The organism is Arthrobacter sp. PvP103 (assembly GCF_017833075.1).
Taxonomy (GTDB): domain Bacteria; phylum Actinomycetota; class Actinomycetes; order Actinomycetales; family Micrococcaceae; genus Arthrobacter.
The window spans coordinates 1,497,685-1,519,219 of the sequence record NZ_JAFIBQ010000001.1; the positions used below are offsets into that span (position 1 = coordinate 1,497,685).

Genomic DNA, 21,535 nt, shown 5'->3' on the forward strand with positions numbered 1-21,535 from the left:
CGCCGGGCTATGTGGACAACCCAGAACGTGGGTGTGGGCCGGGGGCTGCGTTCCGGAACGCAGCCCCCGGCCCACACCCACGTTCTCGAGTGGCTACTTCTTGGCGACAGCCTTCTTCTTCGCCGGGGCCTTGCGCGCCGCGGGACGCTTGGCCGGGCCCTTGGCACGCTTTTCCGCGAGCAGTTCCACGGCCTGTTCGCGGGTCAGTTCCTCCAGCGAGGTGGACCGCGGAACAGTGATGTTGGTGATCCCGTCGGTGATGTAGGGGCCGAAGCGGCCTTCCTTCACCACGATGTTCTTCTCCGAAACCGGGTCCGGACCGAACTCGGCGAGCGGCGGGACGGCCGCACGCGCTCCACGCTGCTTGGGCTGGGAGTAGATCTCCAGCGCCTGCTCCAGCGTGATCGTGAAGATTTCCTCTTCGGAACCGATGGAACGCGAGTCGGTGCCCTTTTTCAGGTAGGGGCCGAAGCGGCCGTTCTGCACGGTAATGACGTTGCCTTCGGCGTCCTGGCCGAGAGCGCGCGGCAGGCTCATGAGCTGCAGGGCCTCGTCCAGGCTGACGCTGTCCACGCTCATGGAGGCGAACAGCGAACCCGTGCGCGGCTTGGCCTTCACAGGCTTCTTCGGCGGCTTGGGCTTGCCGTTCTTGTAGTACTCGACGGGCTGGTTGGCCAGCTGCTCGTCCGTCATCTCCGGAATGATTTCCGTGACGTAGGCACCGTAGCGCCCGTTCTTGGCCACGATCGTGTGGCCCGTGTGCGGGTCTTCGCCGAGGACCCTCTCCTCCGGCGCTGCCGTCTCCATCAGCTCTTTCGCCTTGGCGGCCGTCAGCTCGTCCGGGGCCAGGTCCTCAGGGACGTTGGCGCGGGCCGACTCCACCACTTCGCCGGTCTTGGGATCGATCGTGGGAACGGAGCTCTCCAAGTACGGGCCGAACTTACCCACGCGCAGGGTGATGCCTTCGGCGATCGGTACGGAGTTGATTTCCCTGGCGTCGATTTCGCCAAGGTTGTTCACGATGCTCAGCAGGCCGGGATCGGAGTCTTCGCCGTAATAGAAATGCTTGAGCCAGGCGGCGCCCACGGCCTGGCCGTTGGCGATCTTGTCCAGGTCGCCTTCCATGTCTGCGGTGAACTCGTAGTCCACGTAGTCATGGAAGTGCTGCTCGAGCAAGCGGATCACCGAGAAGGCTATCCAGCTCGGGACCAGCGCGGAACCCTGCTTACGCACGTAGCCGCGGTCCTGGATGGTGGAAATGGTGGACGCATAGGTGGACGGGCGTCCGATGCCCTTCTTTTCCAGCTCGGCTGTCAGGGAAGCTTCCGTGTAGCGCGGCGGCGGCGAGGTCTCATGGCCGACGGCGACGATCTCCGAGGCCGTGAGGGCGTCATCCTTGGCCACGTTGGGGAGGCGGCGGGCTTCCTCGGAGTCATCGTCCCCGCGGCTTTCGTCCTTGCCTTCCTCATAGGCGGCGAGGAATCCGGGGAAGGTGATGACGGTGCCGGAAGCGGAGAACTCGGCGTCGCGGCCGTCCGCAGCCACCGCGCCGAGGCGGATGGTGGCCGTGGAGCCCTTGGCGTCGCCCATCTGGGAGGCAACGGTGCGCTTCCAGATGAGCTCGTAGAGCCGGAATTCGTCACCCGAGAGCTGCTTAGCCACCTGCGCCGGGGTGCGGAAGGAGTCGCCGGCGGGGCGGATGGCCTCGTGGGCTTCCTGTGCGTTGGCTGCCTTGCCGGTGTAAACACGGGGCGACTGCGGTATGTACTCCGGCCCGTAGAGCTCGGAGGCCTGGCGCCGCGCAGCCGTCACGGCCTCATCACTCAGCGCGGACGAGTCCGTACGCATATAGGTGATGTAGCCGTTTTCGTAGAGGCGCTGGGCCACCTGCATGGTGCTCTTGGAGGAGAACCGCAGCTTGCGGCCCGCCTCCTGCTGCAGCGTAGACGTGGTGAAGGGAGCGGCCGGGCGGCGGGTGTACGGCTTGGTGTCGACGGAGCGGACACGGAATTCCGCGTTCTGCAGTCCCGCTGCCAGCGACGTGGCAAGTTCCTCATTCAGGTGTGTGACGTTGCGCGAGGTGAGTTCGCCGTCGTCGTTGAAGTCCCGGCCGCTGGCCACCTTGGCGCCGTCGACGGCAGCGAGCTTCGCCTTGAATGACGACGTCGCGCCGTTGCCGGCACCGAACTGGCCGGTGAGGTCCCAGTAGGACGCGGCCTTGAACGCCATGCGTTCCCGTTCGCGGTCCACCACCATGCGGGTGACCACGGACTGGACACGGCCGGCGGACAGGCCGCGGGCGACCTTGCGCCACAGCACCGGGGAAATTTCGTAGCCGTACAGGCGGTCAAGTACGCGTCGGGTTTCCTGGGCGTCCACGAGGTCCTGGTCGACATCGCGCAAGTTGCCCATGGCGCGCTGGATGGCTTCCTTGGTGATTTCGCCGAAGGTCATCCGGTAGACGGGGACCTTGGGCTTGAGTACTTCCAGCAGGTGCCACGCGATGGCTTCTCCCTCGCGGTCCCCATCGGTTGCGAGGTAGAGGGCGTCAGCGTCCTTGAGCGCAGCCTTAAGCTCAGTCACCTTTTTCTTCTTATCCGGGGACACCACGTAGTACGGCTTGAAGTCGTGTTCGATGTCGACCGCGAACTTACCGATGGAGGTTTTCTTGAGTTCGGCGGGGAGCTCGGACGGCTGCGGCAGATCACGAATGTGACCGATGGAGGCCTCAACGATGAAGCCCTCGCCCAGGTACTTGGCGATGGTCTTGCTCTTGGCCGGAGACTCCACAATCACGAGTTTCTTGCCGGTTTTGGCCTTGCTTGGCACGGTGCTCCTACAGAAAAAGGTTGGCTCGGGCAGATGAGCCCATACTCGCCTAGTTCACCATATTTTGGAGGATGATGCGCATTCATGTGGAAAACAGGTGCCGGGGATCACTTACGGTCGTCCGGAATCAGGGACCACATTGCGGCCGTGCGCTCGGCCCCTTCAGGGACATGGTCCGGGTCCTCAAGCTCGTATTCCTTGAGCAGCCCGAACACCCGTCCGGTCAGCTCCGCCCGCTGCGCCGGGGTCAGGTACAGCAGGTCGCTGGACAGGACCACCACGCCAGGCGCCTCGATGGATTCATTGTTTTTGCGTCGCTCGTCGCGGACCTTGGCGTAGGCGTCGACCCTGCGCCTGAACGCGTCCAGCTCGAGGTCCAGGACGGCGAACTCGGGACTGGCCACACCGCCGCCCGAGTTAATGGTGAAGTCCGTCCCGGCGGCACGCCACCGGCGTTCGCGCGCATCGCCCGCGGTAGCGGCCGGCTCCACGATGCCCCACTTCTGCAAGGCCCGCAGGTGGTAGCTCATGGCACTCGGCGTCAGGCCCGTCTGGGCAGCCAGCTCCGTGGCCGTCCGGCTGACCTGCGTGGAATACAGTTCCGAGATCACTTCCAGGCGTGCGGCGTGGGCCAGCGCGCGGATAGCCTTGGGGTCGGTGATCTCCACTTTCTTCTCCGGCCGGGCCCTGCGCCTGGCAGCCTCTGGCGCGGCCGGCGCCGGCTCCGGAGTTTCTGCATTCACGCCTCCATTCTATCGGCCCTCCGGCGGGTCTGAAAGAAACGCTTGACATCCCCGTTCGCCGCGGAGTAGCTTCGCGGACATGGGGGACACTGCAGGGCCATCGCCTGCCTTAGTACCAGCAAATCCACCGCTCTGGCGAAACCGGGATTTCCTGTTGGCGAGCAGCGCCCGTTTCATGGCTGCCGCCGGCATGGGGGCCGTTGTGGTCAGCGTGATGCTGCATCTGCAGGCCGCCACTGCGGCCGGCACTATTTCCCTTGCCGGTTCCTGGCTGGTGGCCGTTTATCTGCTGTGCTCGGCCCTGCCGCTGGTGGTCCTGGCCCCGTGGGCCGGCAGACTGGCGGATACCAGGGATTCCCGCACACTCGCCACGGCGGCCTCCGCGGGAAGTGCCGCCGCCGTTGCAGGCATGGGCCTGAGCATGTACTACCTGGAAGACCACATTCCCGCGCTCTTCGCACTGACTCTTGTGCTGAACGCCTGCCAGGCCGTGGCTGGCCCGACGTTCCAAGCCCTGGTGCCCCGGATCGTCGGCGAAGAGCGCACGCCACGCGCCGTGGGCACCATGCAGGCAACCATCATGATCGCGGGAATGGCCGGACCTGCGGCGGGGGGACTGCTGAGTGGCTGGGGAGGCTCCGTACTGGTGTTTTCCGTGGCAAGCGCCTGCTATGTCCTGATGGGGGCCGGCGCCTTCCTGATCCGGACCCGGAGGGGCACCGCAGCCGAACGGGCCGGGCGGAAGCAGCCCGCTTTGATGGACGGCCTCCGGCTTATCCGGCGGGACAGCCTGGTATGGGCACTCGTGCTCGGCGCGCTGTTCTTCATTGCCGTGGGGGAGGCAACCAACGTCCTCGAGGTGTTCCTGGTACGGGGCGAAATGGGCGCCTCCGAAACACAGTACGGACTGCTTGTTGCCGCTTTTGCCCTGGGAATGGCGGCGGGGGCAGTCCTGGCCGGCCAGATCAAGAGACCCCCGCTGCGGCTCCGCATGCTGCTGGGGTCGATGGCATTAACCTCAGCTGTCCTCGCCTTTATCGGCCTGGTGCCCACCGTGGACATCATGTTCGTCGCCTACACCGGGATGGGTGTTGCCTGCGGTGTCCTCAATGCCTGCTTCGGGGCAATCGTGATCCTCAGGATGCCCGAGGAAGGCCGCGGCCAGGCGATGTCCATGATCGGTGGAATGACCCGGGCCATCACCATTGCAGCGTTGGCGTTCGGCGGGCTCCTGGGTGCCCTGCTGCCGGTCCGGACCGGGTTCCTGCTGATCGGCGGGACCGGCGCAGCGGTGTCCCTGGCCATCGCCGTCACCGTCCTGTGGCGCTTCGGTTCCCAGGACCCGGCTCCGGCTCCGGACCCGGCTCCGGCTCCGGCTGGACCGGACGGCTCCGCGCCCGCCGCCGTTACCGGTTCAGGCCGGCAGGAGGAACCCGTCGCGGACCAGGTTCCGGACTTCGGTGAGGAGCCCGTTCCGGAACGCTTCGCCGTCGAATCCGTCGCCCCCGCCCAGCAGCGCGTCAAGGGCGCCGATGATCTGCCCGGCGGACAGATCGCCGTCGCACGCTGACACGAAGCCGGCGAGCTCGGTGCTCAGCAGGTTGGTGCGCCGGAGTCCGGCGCCCTGGCGCAGCAGGATGACGCCGGGGTGTTCCGCACCCGGGCGCTGGTGTCTCTCCTCCGTGACGTCCTCCGCCACCAGCAGGTGGGCGGCGGAAAGATCGTTCGCCGCCAGCCAGTCGGCCCGTTCAACTGCTGCCCCCAGGTGCGGGCCGATGGGCTGCTCGATGGCGTAGGTTATCTCCTCGAAGCGGCTGATGACCGGCCGTGCGCCGTCGGCGGGCCTCCGCAGGAAGATCATGCCGAAGCCGATCCCCTCCACGTTTCTTGAGGCAAAGTCGTCCAGGTAGGCGGCATAGGCGTCCTGGTAGCGCCGGCGGTCTCGGGACTCGGAGGCGTCCTGCAGCCAGGTTTCGGCATACTGTTCCGGCCCTACCAGTTCGCGCTGGATGAACCAGGAGTCGACATCCGGGCCCGCCCAGCTTTGCGGCCTTTCCTGCCACGGCGTGCCTGCGACGACCTCCCAGTTGCCCAGAAGCTGGGCTGTTCCGGCCGGGGTAAGGACGGACGGCAGTTCCCGGACCAGTGAGGCGACGATGTCGTCTCCGGGCAGGCCGCCGTCGCGGTAGGTGTACTGGTCCGCCGCGGCCTCCCCCACGCTTCGGGGTGTGATGACGAACGGCGGGTTGGACACCACCAGGTCGAAGGCCTCCCCCGCCACAGGTTCCAGCAGCGACCCCAGGCGCAGGCTCACCCGGTCTTCCGGCGTGGCCGGGTCGATACCGAGCGCCCCGGCGTTCAGGAGCAGGTTGAACCGGGTAAAGGCAAGCGCCCGGGCTGAGATGTCCGTGGCTGTCACGTGGTCTGCGTGGTGCAACAGGTGGAATGTCTGGATCCCGCAGCCGGTGCCCAGGTCCAAGGCTCTGGGCACCTGCCGGCGGATGGTGGTCTGCACCAGGGTGGTAGAAGCCTGCCCGATCCCCAGCACATGGTCGTGGCGGAGGACGCCGGCCTGCTGGTGCGCCGCGAGGTCGCTGGCCACCCAGAGGTCGGCGCCGCCCGCTCCCGTTGCAGCATCGCCGCTCCAGCCGTACGGCCGCAGATCTGCTTTTGCCCTGACGGTTCCCGAAGCCGGATCCGGGCCGGTCTCCCCTGCCGCAGAAGGTTCAACAAGTCCCAGCGTGAGGAGGCCCTGGGTGCGGACCCCCGGGAGGGCGGCGTCGAGCACTTCGGCGCGCTGTGGCACTGCCAGCAGCCACAGGCGTACGACGGCGGCAAGCGCCGCCGCCTCCGGGTCGCCTTTGGCGGCACTTTCGGTGGCGATCAACGACGGGATGATCTGGTCGCGGCCGAGGGCGGAATAGGCGGACTCGCCAAGCAATCCTGCTACTCCGTCCACGGTGTAACCGACGCCGCGCAGGTCCGCGGCGAGGGCGGACAGCAGCTCCGGGAGGTCGCTGCGCGGGGCGTCGGAAGTGTTGCCGGCCGTGAAATGCATAGCTGTTTCAGTCACCTGGCAAGTCTATGGTTCCGGGCTGCGCCCGCCAGGCCGGGCTTGTCCGGCTCAGCGCCGCCGGGGCGGGATTGTCAGCAGCACCACCTATGCTTCAGAGCATGAGCCGCAAAAGTGTGATCTTCATTGACGCAGGTTTCCTCCTGGCCACAGGCGGGCTCCGGGTCACCGGGAACTCGCTGCGCTCTGCCTTTTCCGTCCAATACAAGAGCCTTGTGGACGGCATCCAGGAGTTTGTCAGCGAGCGCGACAGCCGGGACCTGCTGAGGATGTACTGGTACGACGCCGCCAAGGACGGCTTGTTCAGCGACGAACACAAGCGGATCGGACTGCTCCCGGGCGTGAAAGTCCGGCTCGGGCGCATGTCCTACAACGGCGAACAAAAAGGCGTGGACCTTAAGCTCGGGCTGGATCTGGTGGGAGTGGCCCGGAACCGGTCGGCTGACGTCGCCTACCTGCTCTCCGGGGACGATGACCTCGCAGAGGCTGTGGAAGCGGCGCAGGACCTCGGCATGAAGGTGGTGCTGCTGGGAATTGAGAACCAGGGCCACCGGCTGGGGGTCACCGCGGTGGCTGAGCATCTGGCACTGCAGGTTGACGACATTGCCACCCTGCCGCAGACGCTCCTGGACCGCTGCTTTGCGAAGTCGGCGCCAGTGGCTGAGCTTGCCGCCTACGCCCCCGCTTCGTCCGAAACCGGAACTACAGTCAGCATTTCCGGCAACGGTGCAGGCCATCTTCCCGGCAGGCGGCCTGTCCCCGGCCCGGGCGTTGTTCCCGCCCGCAGTGCCACCGCGGCTCCGGAAGCTGGCTCCGCGCCGGGTTCCGCTGCCGAGGCTGCCGGATCCGGCGCGCCTTCAGAGCCCGCGGCTGCTTCTGCCGCGGCTGCTGCGGGCACGGCAGGTTTATCCGGCAGGCCGGTCCCGACGCCCGGGCCGCGGCGTGTGCAGCCGGACCCGCGTCCGGTGCCGGCAGCCGGCGTTGCGCGCCGGGAACCGGTCTATTCCACGGCAACTGGCGCCCCTGCCGCCCAAAGCCCCTGGTTCGACCTGGTGGAAAGTGCCGAAGCGGTGGCTGTCAGCCTCGCGGATAACTGGCACGGCAGCGTCAGCCAGCGCGAACTCAACGAACTCCTCGCCGAGCGGCCGCTGCTGCCGCCGACGATTGACCGGGTGCTCATCAAGGACTGTGCCGCGAAGATCGGCGAAGCCAAGACGGACCTTCAGGACATCCGCAAGGCCATCCGGGCGGCGTTCTGGCGCCGGTTGGATGAGCTCGTCCAGTAGCAGCACCGTGGCAACCACGCGCTGCAGCGGCCTGTATTCCAAGAGGTTGCGGATCGCGCATGCACCGGGGCACCATGGACCTATGCAACAGCCGCAACGATTTATCAGCCCTCGGCCGCTTTCCGGCCGCACGGGCTTCTTGTTGCGCGCATAACTGCGGCCGCCGGGGTCCGTCCGGTGCAGCGGCTGAGGGTGATTTCCTCCCCTTCCACACAGCTGCCCCTTAAGGAAACCCCATGAAGAACTATCTCTCCCTGACAGAACTCAACACCGCCCTCGCCCTGCGTGACCTGACTGACCCCGACGCCGGAGCACATGCCATGCAGCAGCTTCTGGCGGACGTGGTCACCGCATTCGAACGGCAGTGGGACATCCCGTCCGAAACCCACCGGCTGAACCCGCTGGTGGCCACCGCCGACAACTACGACAGGCTGGGCTATTCACCCGGCGATGTCACCCGGGAGTCGCGCTATTCGCGCCATATCAGCCCCACGGTGATGCTCCGAAGCCACACCTCCGCGGGCATCCCGGCCGTCCTCGACTCGCTCCGGGGCGAGCATGGCCGCTACGACAGGCTGCACGTCCTGCCCGGGCTGGTCTACCGCCGGGACGCCGTAGACCGCACGCATGTGGGAACACCGCACCAGGTCGATGTGTGGCGCATCAAGGCGCGCGGCCTGCTGGGGCCCAGCGATCTGCAGGCGATGATGGCGGCGGTCGTGGACGCCGTGCTGCCGGCGGCTGACCACCCCGGCGTGCAGTGGCGGGCAACGCCGTCCGCCCACAGCTATACCGCCGCGGGCAGGCAGTTGGACGTCCTGGTCACCCTGCAGGACGGCCGGCGGGAATGGCTGGAACTCGCCGAGTGCGGCCTGGTGGCTGCACCGGTCCTGCGCAGCTCCGGTCTCGATCCGCGGAGGTGGGCCGGCCTGGCGCTGGGCATGGGCTTGGACCGGGCACTCATGCTGCGCAAGGGCATCGACGACATCCGGCTGCTCCGCGCCAAGAATCCGGAGATCCAGGGGCAGTTGCTGGATCTTGCTCCCTACCGGCCGGTTTCACTCATGCCGCCGGTCCGCCGGGACCTCTCGCTAGTGCTGGCCGACCCTGCCGAGGCGGACGTCGAACTTCTGGGCGACCGGGCGCGGCGGGTCCTTGGCGACGACGCGGAGGTCCTCGCGGCGTTGGAGATCAAAGCGGTGACGCCGACGGCGGAGCTGCCGCCTGCCGCCGTCGACCGCCTCCGCATGGCCCCTGGCGACGTCAACGTCCTGCTCCGGCTGGTGCTCCAGCCGCTCGAGCGGACACTGACCGATCAGCAGGCCAACCGGCTGCGCGACCGGGTGTACATCGCCCTCCACCAGGGAAAAGTGCAGGAGCTGATTGCCGGCTAGCACGGTCAGCGCGGCCCGCGTCACCGGGTAAGTTGGAGGTATGTTTTCACGTACCTCCGGGCCCCGGCCGCAGCCTGCACTGAGGCGCGTCCTCGGCACGGCGGCCGCGGGCACCTGCCTGCTGCTGGCCGCCTCGGCCTGCTCCTCAGCCGTTTCCATCGAGAACGCCGACGTCCCGGCCTGGAAGGCAACGGCACTGCCGACAGCCGGCGGAACGGTGCTTGAGGATGCCGGCAAGATCCTCAACCGCCAGCCGCTGGTCAAGGACGCCGCCGACGTCCCGGCCGGCGTGTACACCCTGACCATGACGTGCGACGGCGGTGGCAAGGCCTTCTTCACTGTCACCGCCGGCGGCACGAAGCTCGCCGAGGCCGGGGCCGCCTGCAACGGCAGCCGCGAGAGCGCCAAAATCACCGTGCCCGCCGCCGGCACCGTGCAGGTCAGCACCTCCAGCGTGGACGCTCCGCTCATCTACGCCTACCATCTGGCGGCCGGAAGCTAGTTCTGTGACTTGCCCCGCCGGCGAGGGTGCGTATGCTCAGGGACATGTCAGCTCTTTGGGGGAAGCGGATGATGGTCCTCGCCGCCGTTGTGCCGGGCCTGCTTGCGGCGGCGCTGAGCGGCTGTGAATACGCGGGCGACGGCAGTCCGCCGGGTCCTGCTGCGTCCCCGCCACGGTCGACTTCCGGACCGGACCGGCCGGACTCCGGGAACGCCCCGGACTCTCCCACGGTCCCGCCGGAGCGGGCCAACGACGAGCAGTTGAGGCGGCTGCTGGGGCCGCCAGGAACGGATCAACTGCCCTACGTCACTGCAACGGGGGGCGCGGCCGCGTGGAGCACCGAGGTTCCCGCCGGCGACTACCTCCTCACGGCCGCCTGCGTTGCGGCACAGTATGCCGTGCTCGACGTGCGCCTGGCCGGGGCCGCCCCGGAGGAGTCAAACCTCCTGTGCCACGCGCGGAGGGTCATGCGCCTCAATCATCAAGGCGGCCTCATCACAGCACGGGTTACTGCCGCTGCCGAGCCGCGGTTCGGCGCGAGCGGCTTCCGGCTGGAACCCTACCCTAACGCACCTGGTTCAACTGCGGAGCCGGCCGCAGGCTGGGCCGCGGAACAACTCGGCCCGGCGCAACCGGCTGAGGTGCGGGGCTATCCGGTGCCGGGCAGGTGGCATCGCTCCGGGCCGGTTGGGTCACCCGGAATGTTGACCCTCACCTTTGCCTGCGAAGGGACCGGCGCTGTTGAGATTACTGTGCTCAAACCGAATGGTGACGATCTGCTCTCCGGCACCGGCTTTCCCTGCGGCGCGCCGCGTCCCACAGATATCCCGGTGGGGCCCGACGGCATCCTGGTGAGGGTGGATTCGACCCACGCTCCGGTACGGACTGCGTACAGCCTGAAGCCCTCCGCCGGGAGTGGGTTCTGATGGTGCACAGGGGGCCGCAGCGCGCGTTGTTTCTGGTCGCAGGAGCCCTGGTCGCGGCCGGCCTGGCCGGCTGCGAATACGCAAACGACGTCGGGCCGGAGCCGTCCCTCCCGACCGCCCGGCCGGGACCGGCCACGGCTGCACCGCCCCTTCCGGTCGCCTCGATGGATCCCGGACTGAAAGCTGAACAGGACCGCAACATGGCGGCCGTTGAACTGCTGCTGGCGGACGTCCCCTCTGGTGCGGGCGGCGTTGCCGGAGCTATCAGCGGGCACAGCGGAGCAGGAGGCGGCCTGACGTTCACCGGGGTCCTGACGGAGGCGGGCGCGTACACCGTCACGGCCGTCTGCGTGGGTGCGGCGGAGGCGCAGCTGGTGGTCACTTCCCGCGGATCCACCGGCACTACCCATCGTATTGATGTGCCCTGCGGGGAACCGGTCAGCGAGCAGGTCGAGCTTAATACCGGTCCGGTGACCGCCTATATCGTGAGTGCGGATGAGGACCGGGTCCACAAAGCGGCAGTGGGGGCTGTCCGGCTTCTGGACCCCCGGCACTGACGCCCGGATGGGCTTTCGGCGTGCGTCCTGCCGCCTCTGGTTTGGGGATGGCGGCAGGCCTAGAGTCAGAGTATGCACACGGTGCAGGCACCCCGGGTGCCACGGCGCACTGCCGCGGCGGTCGCCGTCGCGCTTTGCGGTGCGCTGGCCGCCGGAGCGGCACTGAGCGGGTGCGAGTACGTGTACGACGACGGCCGCGGGCCGCTGCCCACCGCGACCGCGCCGCCCTTCACGGATGCAGCCCTCCCCCAGGACCCACGGCGAAACCTCCCGGTGACCGGAGCGGAACTTGAGGCGTGGGTCGGGCGGGTCCTCCCGGACACGGCCGGCCAGGTTTTCCACACGGGTTTCGGCCTGCTCAAGGCCGGCACCGCACGCCAGGAGAGCACCGGACAGCTGCCCAGCGGCACATACTCGCTGACCCTCGCGTGCAAGAGCCCGCGCAGGGTGTCGTTCACCGTCCGCAACGGGGAGTTGGCTCTCGTGGACCTGAGCCTGCGGTGCGGAACGTCACGCGTGAACGTGATCCATGTGTCCAACGACGCCGTGCTCAGCGTGGAAGTGGCGGCCCAGTCCGCAGCGAACTTCGCCTACCGGATCAGCAGGATCTGAACACGGGATGCCAGGCTATGCGGCGCAGCCTTCCGGGCAGCGCAGCGTCTCCGGGCTGGAGGCGCACTCTGTGCAGTAGAGCGTGAGCGTGCGGCAGCTCGGGTTGGAACAGTTCTCGAACTTGCTAGTCGGGGCCGAGCAGCGGACACACTCACCGATCGTTTTGGCTTCGTCGCTGAATTCGAGGTGCATGCGCTTGTCGAAGACGTACAGCGACCCTTCCCAGAGGCCTTGGTCCTTGAAGGTCTCGCCGTAGCGGACAATCCCGCCATCGAGCTGGTAGACCTCCTTGAAGCCGCGGTTCACCATGAGGCTGGAGAGCACCTCGCAGCGGATTCCGCCCGTGCAGTAGGTAACGACCGGCTTGTCCTTGAGTGAGTCGTACTTGCCGGACTCAAGTTCCTTGATGAAGTCATGGGTGGTGGCCACGTCCGGGACGATAGCGTCCTTGAACTTGCCGATCTGGGCTTCGAAGGCGTTGCGGCCGTCGAAGAACACCACTTCCTCGCCGCGTTCCTTCTTGGCATCGACCAGCTGGTGCAGTTCCTCGGGCTTGAGGTGGGTGCCCCCGCCCACCACACCGTTGGCGTCCACCTTGAGTTCACCCGGGGCGCCGAAGGATACGATCTCGTCCCGCACCTTGACGCTGAGGCGGGGAAAGTCCTCCGCTCCGCCGCCGGACCATTTGACGTCGATGCCGTGGAAACCCTTGTATTCGCGGGTGGTCTTCACGTACTGCTTGACGGCGTTCAGCTCTCCGCCTACGGTCGCGTTGATGCCGTCCTTGGAGATGAGGATGCGTCCGGTCAGGCCCAGCTTCTCGCACAGGGCGCGCTGCCACAGGCGCACAGCGTCGGGGTCGGTGATCGGAGTAAAGCCGTAAAAGAGCACAATTCGGTTCAGAGCCACGTATTTAAGGGTACTTGCTGAGCGAAAGCGGCTTAACCGGGGCCTTAGCCTCTACCTGCGGTTCCGATCACAATTCAATAAGCAAGACCACTTCCGGGACCCTACCCCTGTTGCTCGCGTCAGGGCTGGAATACTCTCATCACATGAGTCCAGACGCCATGGTTGAAGACATCACCCGCCTCGTGGAAATCTGGGTGACCGGATGGGCCGGTTGCCGGAACTACGAGACGCGAACGGAAGGCCGCTTTCCGGCCGCGCTGCGCGCGGACACCACGAAGGAATGGGAATATTTCGCCCACGATCCCTCGGACACCGAATTCGCCGAGCTGGCTGCCAAGACGGCCGAGGCGCCGGCCAGGATCCTCACCATCCTTACCAACGACGTCGCACGATATACCTACCTCGCCCAGCAGCACGGCCTGAACGTCACCTCCGCCTCGCAGACCATGATGATCGTGGACATGGAGACTCAGGACTCCGAGGATCCCTGGCTTTCCGACGATGACCTGAAGCTGACTACCTTCAAGAAGGACGGCGTCCACCATGCAGTGGTGAATGCCGGGGAATCCGTGGCAGCCAGCGGCCGTGTATTCGTGGTGGGCCACACGGCAGTGTTCGACAAGATCGTCACCGAACCGGCCTACCAGCGGCGTGGGCTGGGGAGTTTCATCATGAAGGCACTGGCTGCGCAGGCGTTCGAACACGACGTGGAAAACGGCCTGTTGCTGGCTTCCCTGGACGGGCAGAAACTGTACTCGCACCTGGGCTGGACCACCCTGTGCCACGTGCTGATGCTGTCGTCATCGAACGAAGGCGCTGACCTTTCCGTAGGTTAGGACTGCTGCAGCCGGGCGGGGTTGCCAGTGCCGGGGTGCTAATGCCCGGCGATTTGAGCCCGGATGAAACAATGTTGAAGTGAACCCCCATGACTCCCTGATTCCGCTGCTGGGCCGTGGCCCGGACCCGGAACAGTTGCGTCATGTCCGAATCATTCCGGCCCGCCAGGCCGTGAACGAGCCGTGGCCGGAATGGGCCCACCCCGACCTCGTCGAGGCTTACGGTGCACTGGGCATCCACGAACCGTACCGCCACCAGATCCAGGCGGCCAACCTTGCCCACGGCGGGGAACATGTAGTGATCGCCACCGGGACCGCCTCCGGAAAGTCGCTGGCATATCAGCTGCCTGCGCTGGACGCGATCCACCGCTCGGAGCTGCGGGTGCTTTCCGAACCGGGAAAAATCCACGACGACGGCGCCGTGGCATTGTATCTATCCCCCACCAAGGCCCTGGCTGTCGACCAGCTTGCCGCCATCCGTTCGCTCAGGCTCCCGACTGTCAGGGCCGAAACGTACGACGGCGACACCGACCCGGCGTCCCGGCGCTGGATCAGGGACCACGCCAACGTGATCCTGGCCAACCCCGACATGCTGCACTTTGGCGTCCTGCCCAACCACGCCTGGTGGGCGAGTTTCTTCCGCCGGCTCAAGTACGTGATTGTCGATGAGGCCCACAGCTACCGGGGCGTCTTCGGCTCCCATGTGGCAAACCTGATGCGTCGGTTGCGACGCATCTGCGCCTATTACGGCTCCAGCGGCCCCCAGCCAGGTCCGGTGTTCATTGCCGCCTCGGCGACCGCATCCGAGCCGGGAACGTCCTTCGGCCGGCTCATCGGCGCCCCGGTCCGCGCCGTATCCGAGGATTCCTCACCGCACGGCTCCACCACCGTGGCGTTCTGGGAGCCTGCCCTCACTGAACTGCGCGGCGAGAACGGCGCCAAGGAACGCAGGACCGCAGTGGCCGAAACCGCCGACCTGCTGGCAAACCTGGTGTCCTCCCGCATCCGGACCATCGCGTTCATCAAATCCCGGCGCGGGGCCGAGACCATCTCCGCCATCACCAAGCGGCTTCTGGATGAGGTGGATCCCAGCCTCCCCCAGCGTGTTGCCGCCTACCGTTCCGGCTACCTTCCCGAGGAGCGCCGGGCCCTGGAGCGGGCACTGAGGTCAGGAGAACTCCTGGGCGTCTCCAGCACCTCCGCCCTTGAACTCGGCATCGACATCTCCGGGCTCGACGCCGTCCTGGTTGCCGGGTGGCCCGGGACCAGGGCTTCCCTCTTCCAGCAGATCGGCCGGGCGGGGCGCGCGGGCCAGGACGCCATCGCTGCTTTTGTGGCCAGCGACGATCCCTTGGACACCTACCTGGTGAACCACCCGGAAGCCATTTTTGATGTTTCCGTCGAGGCCACGGTGTTCGATCCCTCCAATCCGTACGTGCTGGGGCCGCACCTCTGTGCCGCCGCAGCGGAACTGCCGCTGGGTTACGCGGAGCTTGACCTGTTCGGCCCCACGTCCGGGAAACTCCTGGACCAGCTCGTCTCCCAGGGTTACCTCCGCAAGCGTCCGGCCGGCTGGTTCTGGACCCACCCGCAAAGCGCGGCGGCCATGGTGAACCTGAGGGCCGACGGCGGCGGCCCGGTGAGCATCGTCGACGCCGAGACGGGTTCCCTGCTGGGCACCATGGACTCGCCGCAAACTCACTATCAGGCCCACACAGGTGCCGTCTACGTCCATCAGGGCGACAGCTACGTGGTGGAGGACCTGAACGAGGCTGACCACTGCGTGATGGTTCGCCGCGCCAACCCCGATTACTACACCACTGCCCGTGACGTGACCCAAATCGAAGTCCTGGAGACGCAGCGGACCGCGCAATGGGGAGATGTCGCCGTTCACTTCGGGGATGTGAAGGTGACAACACAGGTGGTCTCCTTCCAGCGTAAGGCGCTGATTTCAAATGAGATCCTGGGCGAGGAGCCGCTGGAGCTCGGCGCCAGGGACCTGTTCACGAAGGCTGTCTGGTTCGTGGTGGACAACCGATCCCTGACCGGGGCAGGGCTGATCGAAGCCCAGTTCCCCGGTGCCCTGCATGCAGCCGAACACGCTGCCATCGGGCTGCTGCCGCTCGTGGCGTCCAGCGACCGCTGGGACATCGGCGGGGTATCCACTGCCATTCACGCCGACACCGGGGTGCCCACGATCTTTGTGTACGACGGGCACCCCGGCGGCGCAGGCTTTGCCGAGCGCGGCTTCGACAAGGCCAAAGTATGGCTCTCCGCCACCCGCGACGCCATCGCGGCCTGCGAGTGCGACGCCGGCTGCCCGTCCTGTGTTCAGTCACCCAAGTGCGGCAACAAGAACAACCCGCTGGACAAGGCGGCAGCGATCACCTTGATCGAGGTCCTGCTGAAGGACGCCACCGAACAACTCGCCGTGCAGCCGGCCGATGCCCCGACGCCTGGTGCACGGGCGGAAGAGCACGCAGCGCGCTTCTGAACCCGCTTCCCACTGAGCCCGGCTTCGGGGGCCAACCCCTTGGGCCCGGCCCCCGTGGGCCCGGCTTCCTGGTCATGGCGGCGGCCCTGCTCTGGCGTGGCCGGTCGCTACGCCGAACATGCTCCGGTTCAGGAGCTCTGTCCGGACCTCGATGGTGTCACTTCCTCCTTCCGTGCAACTGGTTATTTTCGCTCCGTGCCGGCCCGCAACATCGGCCGCCACAGAACACGGCACGCCTTGGCTGATCCCGCGCAGTGCGTCGGCGGCCGCCAGTGCTGCGAGGTCGGCGGCCGCCGCTGCCCTGGACGCCATCACAGCCGACTGGGCCAGCAACAGCATCAGCGCCATGGCGACCATCACCACCATGCCGAGCCCGGCGGCAAGAACCGTTCCGGATCCGCGATCATGGCCACCTTCCTGCTGACCCGCTTGTGCTCCGCCGGGTTCCGGATTCCCCAGTCCGCCGTTTCCCGGTTTCGGATGCCCCGGGTCCGGAGACCCCGCGGCGTTCACGAGGCCGCAGCTTCGGGACGCTGCTCCCGGACGTTCCCGAATTGTGCCGGTACGGGCCATGTCTCCGCCGGACGGATGGGCGCGGACTCAGCGGTTTCACTCCTGGCCAAAGCCCGGGCGGACAATGTCCACGGGATGATGGACCCGACGGGACCGGACACCCGGCCGGAAACCGTGACACTGAGCCATCCGTCCTCACCCATGATGGATGATGATGCCGAGCCCCCGGCGAGCTGCCGGACGATTCCCTCCACCGCTCCGGCGTCTTCCCCCCGCGCCAGTGCCCTTGCCCCGGCCCGTGCCGCTTCTTCGAGCCGAAGCTGGGTAATCCCGGCCGCGGATCCCGCAAGCAGGAGCGCCAGGAGAAGAAGGACCGCCGGCAACGCCACCGCGAATTCCGCAGTGACAGCTCCGCGGTCCGCCACCCGGCAGCGGCGCAATCCCGGCGTCATGGCAACGCCAGCGCCGTCCGGATCAGGTTCAGCAGGAAGCCCCGGACTTCGTCACTGCGCAGAATGAACACCAGGATCCCGGCGAAACCCACTGCGGCGAGGGTAGCGATGGCGTATTCCGCGGTGGCCATTCCCACTTCGGATCCCATAAGACGCCAGCGCGCCCGGCCGGAGACGGGTGCCGCCTCCCTGGCACCCGGGTAGATCTCCAGCACTTCTGCGTCTGCGGGGACGGTCTGGCCGGAGGGTTCAGGCTGGGCGTACGGGCGGTGGTTGGATGTGATTGACATTGCGGTTCCTTTCATTGTTCTCCGGCTGGTCTGCCGGCTGATTCGACTCTCCCGGCTTGGCTGAATGGAGATAAGGGAGAGGTTCGACTAAGTGGAAAAGCCGGGCAAGCCGTGGCTGTGGAGGAAGACTCGGCCGCCGTCGTGCCCCCACCCGGCCCCACCCGGTCCGGGGTCAGCTTCCGGAGGGAAGCATCGCCAGCAGGACCGGGACCACGCCCAGGCAGACGAAGGCGGGCAGCGAGCAGAGGCCAAGCGGGACCACCAGTCGTACGCCGAGCGCGGCAGCACGCTTTTCCGCCGCCCTGAAGCGTTCCCTGCGCAGCCTGGCTGCCTGCGCGTAGAGGATGGCCGACGACGGCGCCCCGGTCAGGGCGGCAAAGCCCAGGGCCTGCCTCAGGACCAACAGCTCCGGAGTCCTGACTTCGGAACTGCGCCACGCTGTTTCCCAGTCGGCTCCAATGGCCAGTGCGGACACAACGGGCCGGAGCGAATGGCGGTACTCGGGTGAGGCTGAATCAGCGACGAGTTCCAGCGCACGCCCGATCCCCGAACCGGCGTCCAGCATGGCCCCGATCAGCTCCAGCATCATGGCGGTGTCGCGCAGGCCCTCGCCGGCCCGTAGAGCCTGCCGGGTTGTCCCGGCGTCACCGTTCCCTCCGTTGTCCAGGTTCTGCCGGCACCGCCGACGAAGCCTCCTGTGCGTGCTGCCCCGTCCGGTCAAGGCGAGTGCTGCGGCAGCGGCCAGCACAAGTGCCACGACCGCCGACGGCAGCCATTCCGCCGTCATGGAGTTCCAATGGCAGAGCGGACGAGCCTGGCGGACCAGATCCGGCCCGCCACCGTCAGCCCTACACCGGCTGCGAGCGCAGCCATCCCAAACGGCGTGCCGAGCAGGATGGACAGCGGATCCACGCCAAGGGCCACCCCAAGCCCCAGGCCCAACAGGGGAAGCCAGGTCAGGAGGGTGACCGTTGCCTTCGGACCTGCCAGGGCGGTCTGGCGGGCGGCTTCGGCGTCGTCCTCCGCTTCGAGCTGCGCCGCCAGACGGGTCAGGACGTCGGCCAGCGGGCAGCCGCTCGCTGCCGCAATGTCGAAGCACGCCGCGAGTTCGCCCCAGATTCGCCGTTCGCGGTTTTGGCTTCCGGGGAAGGCAGCAGCAGATGCCGCGCGAATGGCCTCCGCCACGGGGGAACCCCGCAGGGCGGCTGCCCGGGCCACCGACACCATCGACAACGACCCGGCGGTGAGTCCCGGTTCATCACGGGGTCCGGATCCGGAAGGCTCCTCCACGGAGTAGACCATCCAGAGCTCATCCCACAGCCGTGACGGCGTACGGCCTCCTTTGAGCAGCGCAGCCAGTTGTTGGACCACCACTGTCATGGGCACCCCGTGGGATTGTTGGCGGGGCTTCCCTGCCCGGATGGCGTTCCGGGCCTGTGACCCGCCGGGCGAGGCGCCTCTTCCCCTGACGCCGCACGCACTTCGGGAGCCCCGCCTGCCTTGCGAGTCGGGATGCCCGGTGTTCAGTGCCTTGCGGATCCTTCCTGCACGCCCGCCTGGCGGCCGGGCCACCAGCCATGCAGCGAGTGCCAGCGCTGTGACGAACAAAGCCATCACTGGTTTCCCCTGTGCACTGGCCTCAGCGGTCCGGCACCGGTGGCTGCCTGGCCGGGGTCCGCGGCGCCGTGGTTTGCGGCGCCGGAAGCATCAATGCCCAGTCTTCGCGCAAGCTTCGGCCAGGAGGGTCCCAGGGTGACGGTACCCGCCTGCACAGCCACGGCCGCCGAGACTTCCAGTCCGAGCGGGCCGTCGTCAACCACCCCGATGCAGGCCACCTGACGGATGCCGCGGGAACGCTCAACATGCACCACAACGTCCAAAGCGCTGGCAACCTGCAGCCGCATGGCGTCCTGGCCCATTCCGGCAAGGGCACCGAGCGCAGTGAGGCGGGCAGGCACGGCGGCAGCCGTGTTCGCGTGGATCGTTCCGCCGCCCCCGGTGTGTCCGGTATTCATAGCCGTCAGCAGTTCGCGGACCTCGGCTCCGCGGCATTCCCCCACCACCAGGCGGTCAGGTCTCATTCGGAGGGCCTGCCGTACCAGTTCGGCGAGGTCCACCGCACCGCCGCCTTCAAGGTTTCCGTGCCTCGACTCAAGTGACACCACGTGCGGATGGACGGGGTTCAGTTCGGAAGCATCCTCGATCAGGACGAGCCGTTCGCCAGGCTCGCTCAGCCCCAGGAGTGTTGAGAGGAGGGTGGTCTTCCCTGACCCGGTGGCACCGCTGACCAGGAAGCTCAGACGCCGGGAAACCACGCGTTCCAGTACGTCCTGGACCAAAGAACCGAACATGCCGCCGTCCCGGAGCTCGTCCAGCGTGAACACCTCGTGACGGCGGACTCTGACGCTCAACAGCGTCCCGGCTGTCGAGATCGGCGGCAGGACTGCGTGGACCCGGTATCCGGCCTCAAGCCTGACATCGACGCACGGGGATCCGTCGTCCAGACGCCGCCCGCCTGCCGCCACGAGGCGGGCCGCCAGCGAACGTACCTCGCTTTCGGAGGAGAACGACACCGCCGCCTGCTCCAGGCCGTTTCCGCGGTCCAGCCAGACGGAGTCCGGGGCGTTGACGAAGATGTCCGTTACGGACGGATCCCTGGTCAGCACCTGCAGCGGTCCCAGACCGTTGAGCTCTGCGCTGATCCGTTCGACGGCGGCCAGCGACCCCGCCGTGCCCAGGAGCCTTCCCGTGGCCTGAACGGCCGCGGCCACCCGGGAGGGGGTCACCGGACCGGAATCGGCCATCACTGATTCGCGGACGGATTCGAGCAGCCCGGCGTCCAGTGCACTGTTCTGCCGCCGCCTAAGGCCGCCGGCCGGCCCGGGAAACCGGGACGCACCCGGCATCTGTGGAAGCGTGCTCATGGAAACTCCCCACCCAGGAGGTCAAGTACCGAGGCGGCGAACCGGCGCACGCTGCGCCGGCGGCCCATTTCCAACAGGCGGCCAAGCTCCGTGGCGCTGGCCGTGCCTTTCACCTCCGGAACAAGTCCCTGCAGGGGCAACCCCACGGATTCCGCGATCAGCGGCCCGTCGAGGACGGCCCCCGCCTTGCCCCTGATCACCAGCGCAGTCTCCACCGGGGGGAGTTCCTGCAGCAGTCTGGCGGAAGAAACGGCGGCCTTTAGCTGCGCGGGGGCCACCATCAGGATGCGGTCGCAGTCCCAGGCGAACGTCCGCAGCGGCTCCGTTCCGCGGCCGATATCCACCAGGACCAGTTCGTAGCCCCGCCGCGCGGCATCGAGGACGCCGCCCACGGTTGCTGCCTCCACACCCTTTTGGCGTTCGCGGCTGCCCGGCCAGGACAGGAAGGAGAACCCGCCCGCCACGGGCAGCGCGTCGGACAGCTGTTCCGGATCGATGGTTCCGCTTGCCTCTGAAAGGTCGGTCCACCGGAGACCGGGTGATTCTTCGGCAGCCAGGGCCAGTTCCAAACCCCCGCCCCAGGGATCGCCATCAATCAACAGGACCCGGGCTCCCCACTCCGCGGCAGCCTGGGCGATCCAGATCGAAGCTGTAGTGGCACCGGCTCCCCCGCACCCGCCCGTCACACCCAGGACGAGCCCGCCGGCTTCCGGCGACCGTGAGCGGCTCAGGTATTCAGCCAGCCACGCGGCGGCATCCGGCAGAACCGCCACGCGTTCGGCGCCCAGGGCGGCGGCAAGGTGCCAGAGACTATCGCCCTCACCGCCCAGTCCCACGAGCACCGCAGGTGCCCGGCGGCGGGGCGGCAGCTCGCGGATATCGCTGCCCACCAGTACTACGGCCGCGGTGTCCCAGAAAGGGGCCGCTTCAGTGGCATCGGCTACGACGCGAAGCTGGCCGCCGGCAGCAGCCACAATCCGTTCAACCTCGCCGCGTAGGAAATCGAAGCCGGTTACCAGGAGCGTTTCCGCAGACTCGGCCGGAAGCCAGGCGCCGGGACCCCGGGCAGCCGACGTTGCATCCCTTGCCGGGCTTCCGCTGGCTGCCGTCCTGGCCTGGTTTGGCCGCCTGCCCGCATCAGCCTGCCGGCCGGCCGCCTGCCGCCCGCGCCTGGACCGTCCTTCCCGTGCGTGCG

Annotated in this window: 19 protein-coding genes and 1 pseudogene; 9 read left to right on the forward strand and 11 right to left on the reverse strand. The window is 67.4% G+C overall.

The features are described 5' to 3' along the window. Nucleotides 1-93: 93 nt before the first annotated feature. Both topA and JOE41_RS06930 read right to left on the reverse strand, forming a co-directional pair. On the reverse strand, nt 94-2,829 hold the full coding sequence (gene topA / locus JOE41_RS06925) for a type I DNA topoisomerase (RefSeq protein WP_011693180.1): 2,736 nt from the start codon (nt 2,827-2,829) through the stop codon (nt 94-96). Nucleotides 2,830-2,936: 107 nt separating this feature from the next. Beyond that, nucleotides 2,937-3,572, reverse strand: a complete 636-nt coding sequence (locus JOE41_RS06930) for a helix-turn-helix transcriptional regulator (RefSeq protein WP_209751666.1) — start codon at nt 3,570-3,572, stop codon at nt 2,937-2,939. A gap of 190 nt (nt 3,573-3,762) precedes the next feature. On the opposite strand from JOE41_RS06930, the pseudogene JOE41_RS06935 reads away from it, so the two are divergent. Next, nucleotides 3,763-4,932 (forward strand): annotated as a pseudogene (locus JOE41_RS06935) (MFS transporter); the annotation flags it as partial. 54 nt (nt 4,933-4,986) lie between these two features. On the opposite strand, the gene JOE41_RS20990 reads toward JOE41_RS06935, so the two are convergent. Further along, complete coding sequence (locus JOE41_RS20990) at nt 4,987-6,630, reverse strand: methyltransferase (protein WP_245200977.1); 1,644 nt, start codon at nt 6,628-6,630, stop codon at nt 4,987-4,989. A gap of 116 nt (nt 6,631-6,746) precedes the next feature. On the opposite strand from JOE41_RS20990, the gene JOE41_RS06940 reads away from it, so the two are divergent. From JOE41_RS06940 to JOE41_RS06965, 6 genes are all read left to right on the forward strand, one after another. After that, entirely contained in the window at nt 6,747-7,931 is a 1,185-nt protein-coding gene (locus tag JOE41_RS06940; protein WP_245200656.1) for an NYN domain-containing protein, read from the forward strand. 236 nt (nt 7,932-8,167) lie between these two features. After that, nucleotides 8,168-9,325: a hypothetical protein gene (locus JOE41_RS06945; RefSeq protein ID WP_209751670.1), complete on the forward strand. Its 1,158-nt coding sequence runs from the start codon at nt 8,168-8,170 to the stop codon at nt 9,323-9,325. Between the two features lie 40 nt (nt 9,326-9,365). Continuing rightward, the gene (locus JOE41_RS06950) at nt 9,366-9,827 is read left to right on the forward strand and encodes a hypothetical protein (RefSeq protein WP_209751672.1); all 462 of its coding nucleotides are present in this window, start codon (nt 9,366-9,368) and stop codon (nt 9,825-9,827) included. A gap of 44 nt (nt 9,828-9,871) precedes the next feature. Beyond that, nucleotides 9,872-10,753, forward strand: a complete 882-nt coding sequence (locus tag JOE41_RS06955; RefSeq protein WP_209751674.1) for a hypothetical protein — start codon at nt 9,872-9,874, stop codon at nt 10,751-10,753. Then, complete coding sequence (locus JOE41_RS06960) at nt 10,753-11,310, forward strand: hypothetical protein (protein WP_209751676.1); 558 nt, start codon at nt 10,753-10,755, stop codon at nt 11,308-11,310. Before JOE41_RS06955 ends, JOE41_RS06960 begins: the two co-directional genes overlap by 1 nt. A 72-nt stretch (nt 11,311-11,382) precedes the next feature. Next, the gene (locus JOE41_RS06965; RefSeq protein ID WP_245200657.1) at nt 11,383-11,922 is read left to right on the forward strand and encodes a hypothetical protein; all 540 of its coding nucleotides are present in this window, start codon (nt 11,383-11,385) and stop codon (nt 11,920-11,922) included. A gap of 15 nt (nt 11,923-11,937) precedes the next feature. On the opposite strand, the gene JOE41_RS06970 is transcribed toward JOE41_RS06965, so the two are convergent. Continuing rightward, entirely contained in the window at nt 11,938-12,831 is an 894-nt protein-coding gene (locus tag JOE41_RS06970; protein WP_209751678.1) for a rhodanese-related sulfurtransferase, read from the reverse strand. A 143-nt stretch (nt 12,832-12,974) separates the two neighbouring features. On the opposite strand from JOE41_RS06970, the gene JOE41_RS06975 reads away from it, so the two are divergent. Further along, on the forward strand, nt 12,975-13,667 hold the full coding sequence (locus JOE41_RS06975; protein WP_209751680.1) for a GNAT family N-acetyltransferase: 693 nt from the start codon (nt 12,975-12,977) through the stop codon (nt 13,665-13,667). A 79-nt stretch (nt 13,668-13,746) separates the two neighbouring features. Then, entirely contained in the window at nt 13,747-16,161 is a 2,415-nt protein-coding gene (locus JOE41_RS06980) for a DEAD/DEAH box helicase (protein ID WP_209751682.1), read from the forward strand. Between the two features lie 72 nt (nt 16,162-16,233). Here the strand turns inward: JOE41_RS06980 and JOE41_RS06985 are convergent, their stop codons facing one another. The 7 genes from JOE41_RS06985 to ssd all read right to left on the reverse strand — a co-directional run bounded on the left by JOE41_RS06985 (nt 16,234) and on the right by ssd (nt 21,359). Continuing rightward, on the reverse strand, nt 16,234-16,620 hold the full coding sequence (locus JOE41_RS06985) for an Rv3654c family TadE-like protein (protein WP_245200980.1): 387 nt from the start codon (nt 16,618-16,620) through the stop codon (nt 16,234-16,236). A 50-nt stretch (nt 16,621-16,670) separates the two neighbouring features. Continuing rightward, a complete protein-coding gene (locus tag JOE41_RS06990) occupies nt 16,671-17,126 on the reverse strand; it encodes a TadE family type IV pilus minor pilin (protein WP_209751686.1) in 456 nt (151 codons plus the stop codon). Then, nucleotides 17,123-17,431 (reverse strand): DUF4244 domain-containing protein, encoded by a 309-nt coding sequence (locus tag JOE41_RS06995; protein WP_374068685.1) that lies wholly within the window; start codon nt 17,429-17,431, stop codon nt 17,123-17,125. The genes JOE41_RS06990 and JOE41_RS06995 overlap by 4 nt, the downstream gene beginning before the upstream one ends. A 157-nt stretch (nt 17,432-17,588) precedes the next feature. Then, nucleotides 17,589-18,203, reverse strand: coding sequence for a type II secretion system F family protein (locus JOE41_RS07000; RefSeq protein ID WP_011693195.1), 615 nt, complete (start codon nt 18,201-18,203; stop codon nt 17,589-17,591). Further along, nucleotides 18,200-19,030 (reverse strand): hypothetical protein, encoded by an 831-nt coding sequence (locus JOE41_RS07005; RefSeq protein ID WP_209751691.1) that lies wholly within the window; start codon nt 19,028-19,030, stop codon nt 18,200-18,202. Before JOE41_RS07005 ends, JOE41_RS07000 begins: the two co-directional genes overlap by 4 nt. Further along, entirely contained in the window at nt 19,030-20,340 is a 1,311-nt protein-coding gene (locus tag JOE41_RS07010) for a TadA family conjugal transfer-associated ATPase (protein ID WP_209751693.1), read from the reverse strand. The genes JOE41_RS07005 and JOE41_RS07010 overlap by 1 nt, the downstream gene beginning before the upstream one ends. Further along, nucleotides 20,337-21,359, reverse strand: a complete 1,023-nt coding sequence (gene ssd / locus JOE41_RS07015) for a septum site-determining protein Ssd (RefSeq protein WP_209753574.1) — start codon at nt 21,357-21,359, stop codon at nt 20,337-20,339. The genes JOE41_RS07010 and ssd overlap by 4 nt, the downstream gene beginning before the upstream one ends. Nucleotides 21,360-21,535: the final 176 nt, after the last annotated feature.

Excerpts from the sequence above, each read along its gene's own strand:
- JOE41_RS06960 (WP_209751676.1), top strand. The coding sequence starts at position 10,753 with ATGGTGCACAGGGGGCCGCAGCGCGCGTTGTTTCTGGTCGCAGGAGCC.
- JOE41_RS06995 (WP_374068685.1), bottom strand. The coding sequence starts at position 17,431 with ATGAAAGGAACCGCAATGTCAATCACATCCAACCACCGCCCGTACGCC.
- JOE41_RS06950 (WP_209751672.1), top strand. The coding sequence starts at position 9,366 with ATGTTTTCACGTACCTCCGGGCCCCGGCCGCAGCCTGCACTGAGGCGC.
- JOE41_RS20990 (WP_245200977.1), bottom strand. The coding sequence starts at position 6,630 with ATGCATTTCACGGCCGGCAACACTTCCGACGCCCCGCGCAGCGACCTC.
- JOE41_RS07000 (WP_011693195.1), bottom strand. The coding sequence starts at position 18,203 with ATGACGGCGGAATGGCTGCCGTCGGCGGTCGTGGCACTTGTGCTGGCC.
- JOE41_RS06965 (WP_245200657.1), top strand. The coding sequence starts at position 11,383 with ATGCACACGGTGCAGGCACCCCGGGTGCCACGGCGCACTGCCGCGGCG.
- JOE41_RS06955 (WP_209751674.1), top strand. The coding sequence starts at position 9,872 with ATGTCAGCTCTTTGGGGGAAGCGGATGATGGTCCTCGCCGCCGTTGTG.
- JOE41_RS06990 (WP_209751686.1), bottom strand. The coding sequence starts at position 17,126 with ATGACGCCGGGATTGCGCCGCTGCCGGGTGGCGGACCGCGGAGCTGTC.
- JOE41_RS07005 (WP_209751691.1), bottom strand. The coding sequence starts at position 19,030 with ATGGCTTTGTTCGTCACAGCGCTGGCACTCGCTGCATGGCTGGTGGCC.
- JOE41_RS06975 (WP_209751680.1), top strand. The coding sequence starts at position 12,975 with ATGAGTCCAGACGCCATGGTTGAAGACATCACCCGCCTCGTGGAAATC.
- JOE41_RS06945 (WP_209751670.1), top strand. The coding sequence starts at position 8,168 with ATGAAGAACTATCTCTCCCTGACAGAACTCAACACCGCCCTCGCCCTG.
- JOE41_RS06940 (WP_245200656.1), top strand. The coding sequence starts at position 6,747 with ATGAGCCGCAAAAGTGTGATCTTCATTGACGCAGGTTTCCTCCTGGCC.
- JOE41_RS07010 (WP_209751693.1), bottom strand. The coding sequence starts at position 20,340 with ATGAGCACGCTTCCACAGATGCCGGGTGCGTCCCGGTTTCCCGGGCCG.